This window comes from Wujia sp. (genome assembly GCF_056872695.1).
Genome location: NZ_DBMFCD010000009.1, coordinates 64412 through 76194, shown reverse-complemented (window position 1 = coordinate 76194; position 11783 = coordinate 64412). Strand labels below are relative to the sequence as shown.

The window sequence follows — 11783 nt, the reverse complement described above, 5'->3', positions numbered from 1 at the left end:
TTTTACTCCTTTTCCCAATGATCCAACTCGTACTTCAACGCCGCAAGCAGTTCATCCTGTGGAACTTTCCTGATAATCTCACCATGTTTCATCAGAAGTCCTTCTCCATCGCCGCCTGCAATTCCAAGATCTGCTTCCCGTGCTTCCCCCGGTCCATTGACTGCACATCCCATAACTGCTACCTTAATCGATAACTGGTCATAACCGGCAATCAGCTTTTCTACTTCATTTGCAAGTCCGATCAGGTCAATCTTCGTTCTGCCACAGGTCGGACAGGATACCAGTTCGATTCCATCCTTGCGCAATCCCAATGTACGCAGAATCAGTTTGGCAGACGTAATCTCCTCTACCGGATCTCCAGTCAGAGAAACCCGCATCGTATCACCGATTCCCTGTCCCAAGATCATGCCTAGTCCAACCGCGGACTTGATATTGCCACGATAGACCGTTCCAGCCTCGGTGATTCCAACATGCAATGGATAGCTTGTCTGTTCCGCAATCAGTTCATGTGCATGTACACACATCATCACATCCGAACTCTTGATGCTGATTACGAGGTTATCATAATCACACTCTTCAATCATCCGTACCTTATCCAATGCAGACTCCACGATGCCTTCGGCTGTCACACCACCATATTTTTCAACCAGATTGCGTTCAAGCGAACCGGAATTCACACCGACACGAATTGGAATATTCCGTTCCTTTGCCACTTTCACAACCTTCTTCAGATTTTCTTCTCCGCCAATATTTCCAGGGTTAATACGAATCTTATCTGCGCCATATTCCATCGCAAGAATCGCCAGACGATAATCAAAATGAATATCCGCTACGATCGGAATATGAATCTGTTCCTTAATCCGGTCAAATGCTTTTGCAGCCGCCTCCGTATTTGCTGTAGAACGGATAATCTGGCATCCCGCTTTCTCCAGTTCCAGAATCTGTGCTACAGTTGCAGCTACGTCAGATGTCTCCGTATTCGTCATGGACTGAATTGCGATCGGATTTCCCCCTCCGATTACAACGCCGCCAATATTTACCATTCTTGTTGTATCTCTATGTGGAAGTGTTTTCTTCGTTTCGTATCTCATAATCACAACCCCTTTACATATAAAAACCTAGAAAAATGCATTCTTAATGTCGTTAAAGAACACAACAACCATCAATACCATAAGCAATGCAAATCCAATAAAATTCACAATCGCTTCTTTCTCCTGCGGAATCTTCTTTCTGCGGATTCCTTCAATAAACAGGAACAACAATCTTCCTCCATCAAGTGCCGGAATCGGTAGCAGGTTCATGATGCCCAGATTCACGCTCAGCAAAATACTCCAGTTCAGCAGATTCAGTATCACATTAATGACGGCTTCTTTCCGCGTCGTACTGATCTCCTTTGCCTCATCAAGTACATCATTCATGGCACTTCCAACACCAACCGGTCCCATGATGTCTCCATTTTTCACGCCACCAGTCACGATCATCCGAAGTCCGGTCACAGTTGCCTTCACCCAATACCGAAGTTCAAGACCGGCATATTTGATATCATTTCCAAAACCTGTAGATGCAACGTAACTGCAGGAAATACCAAGTTTATAATCTCCCTGTTCATTGACCTTCGGCGTTACCACAACGGAAGCATCTGTACCATCGGCATGTTCGATGGATAGTGTCACCGGTTTTGATGCATCCTCCGATGCCATGTACAACAAAATCTCCCGGTAATTATAAATCTTCTTTCCGTTAATGGCTGTTACCGTATCCCCAACTACAAGGCCGGCATCCTCTGCAGCTGAATGTTCCACTACCGTAGAAAGCTTTGCCGGATCACATCCTGTGAAATGAATCAATATAATCGAAAAAATAAATGCAAGAATAAAGTTGAACACAGGTCCGGCTGCGATTACCAGAATCCGCGCCAACAACGGTTTCTTTCCAAAAGAATTCTCATCCTCACTCTCGCCATCTTCCCCCATCATCATGCAGTATCCGCCAATTGGCAATAGACGAAGGGAATATTTCGTTTCTTTTTTCTGTATCGAAAAAATAGCCGGTCCCATGCCGATAGAAAACTCCATTACCGCAATCTTATTCATCTTTGCAACAATAAAGTGCCCGAATTCATGAAAAAACACAATCACGCCAAACACTAATATAATCAGAATAATATTCATACAATCTCCTTTTACATTGAAACTCTATCAGCCGAAATGCCGTTCTATATATGCATATACCCAGCGTTCCGTCTCTAAAATCTCTTCGAGGGTTGGATTCACAATCGTCTTGTGCTCCTCCATGCATGCTTCAATTATATCATAGATCTGTAAAAATTTTATGTCCTTGTGCAAGAACTTTGCAACCGCACATTCATTCGCCGCATTGAGCACCGTCGGCATGGAACCGCCGGTCTTAATTGCATTATAGGCAAAATCCAATCCCTTAAAGGTCTCCCGATCCGGTTTACTTGTAAGTATTCCACATATTTTTGAAAAATCAAGTCTGTCCCCTGATAAAAATCTCCGTTCCGGATAATAAAGTGCATACTGTATCGGCAGACGCATATCTGCTGTACCAAGCTGTGCCTTGATCGCTCCATCCTCAAACTCCACCATAGAATGGATGATGCTCTGCGGCTGTACAACTACCTCGATATCCTCCGGCATCACATCAAACAGCCAGCGCGCTTCAATCACTTCCAGTCCCTTGTTAACCAATGTTGCCGAATCAATCGTAATCTTTTGTCCCATCGACCAGTTTGGATGCTTCAATGCATCCTCGACTGTGACATCCTTCAGTTCATCTCTTGTTTTCCCTAGAAACGGGCCCCCGGATGCTGTAATCAGAAGCTTTGCAATCTTATTTCCCTTTTCTCCATGCAGACACTGAAAAATCGCAGAGTGTTCACTATCCACCGGAAGAATCCGCACATGATATTCCTCTGCCAAAGCCATGATCAGATGCCCTGCAGTTACCAAAGTTTCCTTATTTGCTAACGCAATATCCTTTCCTGCTTTAATTGCTTCGATTGTCGGACGAATTCCAATCATTCCAACAATGGCTGTCACAACCAGTTCTGCCGGTTCATATGTTGCAACTTCAATCAATCCATCCATACCATAGACAATCTTACAGTTAAAATCAGACAAGGCAAGCCGTAATTCGTTTGCCTTGTCTTCGCTTTGCACACTCACAAGTACCGGTTTAAATTCCCGCACCTGTTTTTCCAGTAATTCTATATTATTCCCGGCTGCCAGAGCTCCAACCTGAATATCCGCATTTGCACGCACCACATCCAGTGTCTGTGTACCAATGGAACCTGTCGAGCCTATAATCGCGATTGTTCTCACATTGCGCCTCCTAAGTTTCCAATCATAATCGAAAAACAATAATATACGATTGGTGCTGTAAAGATAATACTGTCAAACCGGTCCATAATGCCGCCATGTCCCGGAATCAGTTTTCCATAATCCTTGATATCGTTATTTCTTTTAATTGCAGATGCTGTCAGATCCCCGATTACCGCAAACCCGGCACCAGCTGCACCGGCAATTGCAAAAATAAGAGGAGCATTTGTTAATTCATATACCTTTGCATTGAAGAATATTCCATACAACCCTCCAATGAGTGCCGAACCCAAAATTCCTCCAAACAATCCTTCCACGCTCTTCTTCGGACTCAGCTTCGGTGACATCTTGTGTTTCCCGAACTTCACACCGACACAATATGCAAAAGTATCATTGATCCATGAACAGATGTATACCATCACAACCAGCGCGCCACCGTATTTTAATATCCGAACCTGATACAAAAATGACAAAAGCAGGGAAATATAAAAGAATGCTAATATTGTTGCCATTACATCTTTGTCGGTATATTTCGGATATGCAATCACATAGACCGTCAGTACCAGAAGTACATACATAATAATCAGGGGCAGAAGATATCTTTCCAAATGAAAGAACAAAAAACAATAATACGCAATTGTCATCAGGTAAGCAAGCACCGCCATCACTGATTTTTCCTGCTTATACACGCGCATTAGTTCGAACACTCCGCCCAGACTCAAAAGCATGACTGCCACTCCGGTTACGTAACCACCCAGATATAAAATTCCAATTGTGAGCAGGGTTAACACTGCACCACTCAAAAAACGTGTTTTAAACATAGTTTATTTTACTCCACCAAACCTTCGCTCTCTACCGTTATAATACCGGATTGCTTCTTTCAATGATTCCTTGTCAAAATCCGGCCACAGGGTATCCGTAAAATAGAATTCTGCATATGCAAGCTGCCAGATCAGATAATTGGAAAGCCGCAGTTCTCCGCTTGTCCGAATCAACAAATCCGGATCCGGAACACCTGCCGTGTCCAGATTCTCCGATATTTTATCTTCTGTAATATCCTCCGGAGCAAGCACACCTGCCTGCACCTCTTTTGCAAGCTTTGCCATCGTGCGGCGAAGCTCATCCCGGCCACCATAATTGAGTGCAATTGTGAAGTCCAGTTTATCAAATTTTGCTGTCTCACGTTCTGCTTTTTCAATCATTGCAACAATATCTGCATCCAATGCACTTTTGTCACCAATCACACGGATGCGCAGTCCATCCTTGGAAGCACGTTCCACGCAGTTTGACAGGTAGCTGCGAAGCAGATTCATAATTCCTGTTACTTCCTCGGTTGAACGTTTCCAGTTCTCTGTTGAAAATGCGTACACCGTCAGATACTGGATCCCCAAATCCGCCGCATCCCGGCAGATCTGTTCTAACACCTTTGCGCCCTGTCTATGTCCCATGTTACGCGGAAGCAGACGTTTCTTCGCCCATCTTCCATTGCCATCCATGATGATCGCTACATGGGCAGGTATTTCTAATTCTTCCCCGTCAATTATCTTCTTCATAGGCTTATACTGTCATAATTTCCTTTGTCTTTGTATCGATTTCCTGATCTACCTGTGCAATATACTTGTCTGTCATCTTCTGCACCTTGTCTTCGTTGCCCTTGAGTTCATCGTCAGACATCTCTGCTGCCTTGTTTGCTTTCTTCAATGCATCGTTTGCATCGCGGCGGATATTACGAATAGCAACCTTCGCATTCTCACCCTTCTTCTTAACATCCTTCGCAAGCTCTTTTCTTCGATCCTCTGTCAGCTCCGGGAAGTTAATAATAATGTTCTTACCATCATTGTTCGGATTGATACCAAGATCAGAACATACAATTGCTTTCTCGATTTCCTTGATCAGGCTGGACTCCCAAGGAGAGATCATTATTGTTCTTGCCTCTGGAACTGTAATATTTGCCACCTGCTGCAACGGTGTAGGGGCTCCATAATAAAGAACCGTAATACGATCCAGAATATGTGGGTTTGCGCGTCCTGCCCGGATTGTTGTGTACTCCTTCTGCAAACTCTCAATTGTTTTCTTCATCTTCTCTTCATACTGTGCTAACATATTTTTTCCTCCAAATATATATTTTGTCTATATTATTTCTTATTCCACAGTCACAGTGGTTCCGGTAAAACCACCCGTAACTGCCTTCTCAATACTATTTGTATCATTTAATCCAAACAGCATCATCGGCATCTTGTTCTCCATAGCAAGTACAGCAGCCGCAAGATCAATCACACCGAGCTTCTTATCCACAATCTCAGAAATTGGCATCGTATCATACTTCTTTGCATTTGGATTTGTCTTTGGATCGCTGTCATATACGCCATCAATTGCCTTTGCGGAAAGAATCACATCTGCCTCTACCTCAATTGCCATAAGCACCGTTGCCGTATCCGTTGAGAAATACGGATGTCCGGTTCCTCCTGCAAAAAAAACAACCTCGCCATTCTCCAGATACTCGATTGCCTTATCCTTGTTGAACAGCTCTGTCATGCTGCCACACGCAAACGGAGTCATGATATGTGTCTTAAGTCCCTCTGCCCGCATTGCATCTGCTGCATAAATACAGTTCATCACCGTTGCCAGCATACCAATCTGGTCTGCTTTCACACGATCCATATTGTCTGAGGTTCTGCCTCTCCAGAAATTTCCACCACCAATTACGATACTTACCTGAATATGTTTATCACAGATTGCCTTTACCTGCTTCGCCACATCCCGCACAACCGCCTCGTCAAATCCAGTGTGTTTGTCTCCGGCAAGTGCCTCTCCGGAAAGTTTCAATAAAATTCTGTCCATCTTCATCGTTTGATACTCCTCTTTCTTTTTATTCAAAAAAGCTCTTTACATCAATCTCCGAATAGCACTGTGAACACATGCCTTCGATCACTGCACCGTTGTTAATCTGTACGGATCTTGATTTTATATTTCCCATAATAACTGCTGTCGAGTCCACGATCACAGGTCCCTGTACATCGATATCTCCCTTGACTGCACCTGCAATCACTGCGGATCCCGCAAATACATTGCCGACAACCACAGTTCCAACACCAATCTTAGCCGCATCCACGACATGTACATCACCCTCGATCCGTGCTGCGTTGGCATATAATTCTCCAACCTGTACATCTCCAGTAATAGAACCACCGACGATCAGTTTTCCATCACAGCTCACAGATCCTTTGACTGTTCCGATCAGATCTATACAGCCATCTGTCTGCAAATCCCCGTTAACCACAGTTGACTTAGTAATATACGTTGTATCCGCTTCCATCAGCGTACTTACATCTGCTTTTCCCTCAGCTCCAGTTTCTACATTTGTCTCCATAGCTGCATCCTCCTGTTGAACGCGTTCCATCTGTGTCTCTTCTTCCGCCTGTTTTGCCAATGTATCCTCCACAGCTTTCTCCAGATCAGCTGATAAAAAGTTCTGCAGTTCTTCCTGTTTTTGTTCGGTATCCGGTTCTATCTGCAATGCATCTTCCGTATGCTCCAGCATATTTTCTTCATCCAGTGCATCCAGGGCCTTAAGCTCATCCGTCTCGGGAACTGCCTGCTCATCCCCTGTCTGTGTCAACTCCGTTATCTGCTCCGCCTGCAAATATTCTGTATCCGGTTTTGGCGTTAATTCATCTTCTGAGAATGGTTCTGGTTCTAATTCCAGATCATCCTGAATGACTTCTGCCTCCGGAACTGTATCAAACACCGATGTTTCATCCTGTTCCTCATTTTCAGCAGGCTCCGCGCTTGAAAAATGATCCAGATTTTCAGTCCCTTCTGTTATCTCCATCTCCGGTTTATCAATCCGGATTTCGTCCAAATTTTCCAACAGATCTTCGGGTGCTACATCCATCTGATCATTTTCGTCAAACGTATTGACCATATCTTCATCATCGTATTCTGCACCAAGTTCATCTTTATCCGGCATCAGCTCATTGACTGCCTGCGCAAAATCACGCTTGAAATCTTTAAAAAATCCCATGTAGACTTCCTCCTTGTCTCATCGTTTCATTATACACCATGCCTAACTTGAAATCAATTTATTGACTCTGCTTTTCCGTAATTCTTCCATTTTCACAATCCAGGCACATAATCTGCATCCGGTGAATTCTCTGATAGATTTTTTCTCCACAGCCGATGGCTGCAGGAATTCCAAACTCCGCACAACGGATTGCCATATGCGATGCCGCACCGCCATACTTCGTAACAAATCCGGCAATATCTTTGGCAAAAATCCAGTCATAGCCCGGATCAGCTTTTGTAAGCACCACGATTTTACCTGTAATGTCCGAATCATGATCTTCGTCAAGATTCACAATCGGAGCCTCCACAACTTTGTTGGTGATGAAATTTGGTCTAGCTTCATCAATATCAATCACATCGATATCACCGACATCAAAAATCACCTCCGGCAACACCAGATAAGAATTCACATGGTAAAAACGTCTCCGTGTTTCGATCGTCTGAATATAGGAATCCCGGCTGTGATAGCTCAGCAGATCCTGAATCTCAAGATATGACATATCTTCCCTTGCAATTGCCATCACCTCTCCGAGCTTCACGATCACATCCAACATCAGCGATAACGATTTTGTAAACTCAAACTTAAAATATTCACGGTTCTGTGTTGCCTTTTTTATAAACTCCATAAAACGCTCTGGTGTTTCCGGGATCCCAGCCTCATCCAGCGCAATCTGCAATTTCTTTTTATCCAGACTTTTCGCTTTCTGCTTTACCTTATTGTTTCCGGTAAGATTTGCAGACGCCACATCAAAATAAATATTCCGATAGCTGTCAGAACGGATATCATACGTACCAAGTCTCAAATGTCCATACAGATGATTGAAATCATCCCGGCTCATCTTTCCATGGCTATACAAATCAAAATCACGCTCAAACTCCGAAGCAACTGTTGGAATAGACAACATGAAATCATCCATCTCCTGCTTTGTAAAATATCCTTTTTCCACCAGCGTACGACAGAAGCTCCGCGCCATAAACGCACAGCGTGCCTGTCTTGTAAACTGCGGCGTTCCATGATCTTTAATGGAATCTAGCAGTTCGTCAATATAGCTGTATAACTTCATAACATTCGTCTCAGCCAGCGGCGCATGTGTCCGAAGCTCATGCCGGAGCTCCGTAAGCTGTCCCAGAGAACGCAGATCCTCCTCGCAGATCTCATCGTAATGCTCTAATGTCTGCTTTGCAATGTCAAACAGTGCATTGCGCAGCTGCGAAATCTCCGCATCACTGAATCCGTAATCCGAAAGCTCCTTCAGACGCGTATCTGTCATGAAATCATATGTGTTGAATATAATTTCAAACTCAATCTTGTCATGTGCTGTTTTATCCTGACGCAGCTTCTGTTCATAATACTGATTCAGCTTATAACACAGATCCTCGGAAAGTCCTGCAGGTGTCAGTCCATCAAACGTGTAATTCACAGATATATATGGTTTATTCCCCACCTTCTGCATCAGTTCGCCACGTACCGGCTGGTAGCCAAGCGGCTGCAGACCCGCAGACCAGATATGCGCCGTGATCAGTTCCCGGTACAACGAATAATCAAGTGGTCTTGGATTGCTGCCGATAATCTCCGCAGGATTCCAGAATGCCATATCGGAAAGAATATGGAATGTATCGAGATATTTGCACTTGGCAAGTGCTTTTGTGTCCTTGAATTCCCGGTCTGTCATCGGCGCAATGATCTTCAGTGCAGCCGCCAGCGGGCGCACCTGGAAAATAACGACCGTTCCATCCTCCAGAATTGCAAACTCTATATCAAGTGCGGAGACATAATCATAGATCCGTTCAATCTCCTTAACCGCTGTCAGAAGATCTACAAATTCATATTCCAGAAATTCTCTGGATGCATTTTTCGCAATCCATTTTGTCTTGCCACGAACACCGCTTGTCACAGAATCCGTGCTTCCATTATCGTCATAAGTAACCATATAATACGGACGGTTGTATATAATATCTCTCGTAAATACAACACCCGAAATCCGTACATGATCAGTCTGTCTCTGAATCAATACCTCTTCGTTTGTCTCAATCAGCTGCTGCTTCGCCGTTTCTGTGAAGTCTCCCTCCACATAAGAACGATACACTGTCTCAATTGCTTCCGCAATCGCTGCATCCTTCGATGCATCAACCCCCAGCACACTTTCAAAATGTCCGGCATTGCTTGTCTCCAGATTATCCTCGCTTTTCGAGGAGCTTCGTACAACAATCATCTTTCCGGCAAACTGTTCTTTGATCGTTGCAATCACTCCCGCTGGATTTTCAAAAAAATCAGAGGCATATACAATGCTCAATTCTTCAATATAAGAATGCTTTACAATTTCACGCAGATCAGCCAAAGTATCTGCTTTGGTTGATATCAAATATTCTTTCATCTTCTGCCCTTCATTCTACAATACAAACTTCTTAATCACTTCGACCAGTCCATCCTCGTCACAGGATGCTGTCACATAATCAGCTACATCCTTGACAACCTGCTGGGCATTTCCCATTGCAACGCCAACACCCGCGTATTCCACCATTGTTTTGTCGTTGAAGCCATCTCCACAGCAGATACACTGTTCCCGTGTCATGCCAATATGCTCCAAAAGCCGTGCGATAGACTCTGCCTTGTCTACACCTTTGACGGTAATTTCAATGAAATATGGTTCTGAACGAAATACATTCAGATCCGGTGCCACAAGCGCTGCAAGCTGCTTCTCATACTGTTCTGCAGCCTCCGGCTCCGCTGTCATCAAGCATTTGGTCATATCAAAATCGACATATCCAAGGAAATCATCCACCTGACACAATTCCATATGATTGAGTCGCGCCTCGAATTCCATATACCCATCCGTATCGGTACCGGTAATCACCTGGTTTCCCTTGTATGTAACCATACCAATGTGACGTTCCTTTGCAAATTCATAGAGAATCTTCGCATAACGGTTTGGTATTGCTTTTGTATAAATGACTTCCTCCGTTGCACAGGAAACCACTTTTCCGCCATTAAAACTCAATGCATAACCGCCATACTCTGCCAGTCCCAATGCATCCGTATACTGCTTCATCCCAGGAAATGGTCTGCCGGATGCCAGTGCTACAATATGTCCCTGCTCCTGTATCAGTTTCAGATATTTTAATGTCTCCGGCGTGATCTGTTTCTCCGAATTCACAAGTGTACCATCAATATCTAATACCAAAATCTTTTTATCTGTCATAATTGTCCTCTGTCCATATATTTTTACTTTGATGCCAGTACGTTATATCTACAGGCACGATTGTATATATTTTACCATTTAAAAGGACATATGAAAAGAATTATGTTATAATATTTCTATGGAAATTTTGATACATATTGAAAAAAAGAAATTAGATACCGAATACGCCAAAGCTGTTGCGGAGTACGTGAAACGTCTCTCCGCTTTTTGCCGTGTCAGATGTCTCTATTATAAAGACCTCTCAAAGCTTACAATGTCGGCTTCCTCCGCCTGCTTCCGCGTCATCCCCGGTATCGATACCATCTCCTCGGAAGCCTTTGCATCAAAAATTGAGCAGCTTGGTCTGTCTGGTTATTCCCGTATCGAGTTTGTTGTTGCCCAGCAAAACCGGATTTCAGATACAAATGAAACGACCAGCTCTGATATCGGCGGACTTCCTTCGTTTTCTCTCTCCGGTTTTACAATGTCCACCGACCTTACCACCGTTGTTTTGACTGAACAGCTTTACCGCGCCTATACGATATTAAACCATATCACTTACCACAAATAGTATCTGCCAGCACCTCCATAAGCATAACCCGCATAAGCTGATGCGGAAATGTCATATTGGAAAAGCTGATTTTTTCATCTGCACGTTTCACAACCGCATCAGATAATCCAAGCGAGCCTCCAATCACAAATGCAATGCTTGTTTTTCCCCTTTGTTCTGCTGTCTCTATACTTTTCTTTATCTTGGAATTATCCATCTTTTTACCATCGATGCAAAGCGCCGCCACATAATCTGTATTCTGGATCCGGCTCAGGATTTTTTCTCCTTCTGTCTCCTTGATTTTTCGGATAACCACATCCGATATCTGCTTTGGAATACTCTCATCCTTCAGACAGATTAATTCCAATGGTAGATTTTTCCGGATTTTTGACTGAAATTCTTCTATTTTTTTCTGATAAAATGCTTCTTTGACTGTTCCTACTACAATTATTTTGATCTGCATTCTCTGTTTTCTCCTGATTTTTATGGTCAAATCTTACATTTTGAATGAATATTTACACAAACTTTCAACTTATGTCATAATTTGTTCATAATTATATTTTATATTATAACCATAGTTTTTTCATAAATCCTCTCTTTTTTAAGATACAAAAAGAAAATGCCGGCTCGCATCCGGCATTTTCTTTT

General features: G+C 43.4%; 12 protein-coding genes. 1 reads left to right on the top strand and 11 read right to left on the bottom strand.

All coding sequences use genetic code 11. From position 1 onward, the window contains the following. Positions 1-2 precede the first annotated feature (2 nt). The 10 genes from ispG to ACZQK9_RS09505 are packed head-to-tail and all read right to left on the bottom strand — an operon-like array spanning position 3 to position 10606. The gene (gene ispG / locus ACZQK9_RS09550) at positions 3-1091 is read right to left on the bottom strand and encodes a flavodoxin-dependent (E)-4-hydroxy-3-methylbut-2-enyl-diphosphate synthase (protein WP_483270426.1); all 1089 of its coding nucleotides are present in this window, start codon (positions 1089-1091) and stop codon (positions 3-5) included. Between the two features lie 27 nt (positions 1092-1118). After that, the gene (locus ACZQK9_RS09545; protein WP_216506420.1) at positions 1119-2171 is read right to left on the bottom strand and encodes a M50 family metallopeptidase; all 1053 of its coding nucleotides are present in this window, start codon (positions 2169-2171) and stop codon (positions 1119-1121) included. A gap of 27 nt (positions 2172-2198) precedes the next feature. Next, a complete protein-coding gene (locus ACZQK9_RS09540) occupies positions 2199-3344 on the bottom strand; it encodes a 1-deoxy-D-xylulose-5-phosphate reductoisomerase (protein WP_483270425.1) in 1146 nt (381 codons plus the stop codon). Next, positions 3341-4162 carry a phosphatidate cytidylyltransferase gene (locus tag ACZQK9_RS09535; protein ID WP_178017550.1) on the bottom strand — a complete coding sequence of 274 codons (822 nt, stop codon included), beginning with the start codon at positions 4160-4162 and terminating at the stop codon, positions 3341-3343. Before ACZQK9_RS09535 ends, ACZQK9_RS09540 begins: the two co-directional genes overlap by 4 nt. Positions 4163-4165: 3 nt before the next feature. After that, positions 4166-4894, bottom strand: a complete 729-nt coding sequence (uppS, locus tag ACZQK9_RS09530; protein WP_178017551.1) for an undecaprenyl pyrophosphate synthase — start codon at positions 4892-4894, stop codon at positions 4166-4168. Positions 4895-4898: 4 nt separating this feature from the next. Further along, positions 4899-5444 (bottom strand): ribosome recycling factor, encoded by a 546-nt coding sequence (gene frr, locus ACZQK9_RS09525; RefSeq protein ID WP_178017552.1) that lies wholly within the window; start codon positions 5442-5444, stop codon positions 4899-4901. Between the two features lie 39 nt (positions 5445-5483). Next, positions 5484-6182, bottom strand: coding sequence for a UMP kinase (pyrH, locus tag ACZQK9_RS09520; RefSeq protein ID WP_178017590.1), 699 nt, complete (start codon positions 6180-6182; stop codon positions 5484-5486). A gap of 28 nt (positions 6183-6210) precedes the next feature. After that, positions 6211-7365: a polymer-forming cytoskeletal protein gene (locus ACZQK9_RS09515; protein ID WP_483270424.1), complete on the bottom strand. Its 1155-nt coding sequence runs from the start codon at positions 7363-7365 to the stop codon at positions 6211-6213. Between the two features lie 58 nt (positions 7366-7423). Next, positions 7424-9781, bottom strand: a complete 2358-nt coding sequence (locus ACZQK9_RS09510) for a PEP/pyruvate-binding domain-containing protein (RefSeq protein ID WP_483270423.1) — start codon at positions 9779-9781, stop codon at positions 7424-7426. Between the two features lie 15 nt (positions 9782-9796). Further along, the gene (locus ACZQK9_RS09505) at positions 9797-10606 is read right to left on the bottom strand and encodes a Cof-type HAD-IIB family hydrolase (protein ID WP_483270422.1); all 810 of its coding nucleotides are present in this window, start codon (positions 10604-10606) and stop codon (positions 9797-9799) included. A 118-nt stretch (positions 10607-10724) separates the two neighbouring features. On the opposite strand from ACZQK9_RS09505, the gene ACZQK9_RS09500 reads away from it, so the two are divergent. Next, on the top strand, positions 10725-11156 hold the full coding sequence (locus ACZQK9_RS09500) for a 23S rRNA (pseudouridine(1915)-N(3))-methyltransferase RlmH (RefSeq protein WP_483270421.1): 432 nt from the start codon (positions 10725-10727) through the stop codon (positions 11154-11156). Here the strand turns inward: ACZQK9_RS09500 and ACZQK9_RS09495 are convergent. Further along, positions 11140-11598, bottom strand: coding sequence for a 23S rRNA (pseudouridine(1915)-N(3))-methyltransferase RlmH (locus tag ACZQK9_RS09495; RefSeq protein ID WP_178017556.1), 459 nt, complete (start codon positions 11596-11598; stop codon positions 11140-11142). The two genes, ACZQK9_RS09500 and ACZQK9_RS09495, sit on opposite strands and share 17 nt — an antisense overlap. Positions 11599-11783: the final 185 nt, after the last annotated feature.

Bases quoted from the DNA above. Each gene is read 5' to 3' on its own strand.
- ispG (WP_483270426.1), bottom strand. From the start codon at position 1,091: ATGAGATACGAAACGAAGAAAACACTTCCACATAGAGATACAACAAGA.
- ACZQK9_RS09545 (WP_216506420.1), bottom strand. From the start codon at position 2,171: ATGAATATTATTCTGATTATATTAGTGTTTGGCGTGATTGTGTTTTTT.
- ACZQK9_RS09535 (WP_178017550.1), bottom strand. From the start codon at position 4,162: ATGTTTAAAACACGTTTTTTGAGTGGTGCAGTGTTAACCCTGCTCACA.
- uppS (WP_178017551.1), bottom strand. From the start codon at position 4,894: ATGAAGAAGATAATTGACGGGGAAGAATTAGAAATACCTGCCCATGTA.
- frr (WP_178017552.1), bottom strand. From the start codon at position 5,444: ATGTTAGCACAGTATGAAGAGAAGATGAAGAAAACAATTGAGAGTTTG.
- pyrH (WP_178017590.1), bottom strand. From the start codon at position 6,182: ATGGACAGAATTTTATTGAAACTTTCCGGAGAGGCACTTGCCGGAGAC.
- ACZQK9_RS09515 (WP_483270424.1), bottom strand. From the start codon at position 7,365: ATGGGATTTTTTAAAGATTTCAAGCGTGATTTTGCGCAGGCAGTCAAT.
- ACZQK9_RS09510 (WP_483270423.1), bottom strand. From the start codon at position 9,781: ATGAAAGAATATTTGATATCAACCAAAGCAGATACTTTGGCTGATCTG.
- ACZQK9_RS09505 (WP_483270422.1), bottom strand. From the start codon at position 10,606: ATGACAGATAAAAAGATTTTGGTATTAGATATTGATGGTACACTTGTG.
- ACZQK9_RS09500 (WP_483270421.1), top strand. From the start codon at position 10,725: ATGGAAATTTTGATACATATTGAAAAAAAGAAATTAGATACCGAATAC.
- ACZQK9_RS09495 (WP_178017556.1), bottom strand. From the start codon at position 11,598: ATGCAGATCAAAATAATTGTAGTAGGAACAGTCAAAGAAGCATTTTAT.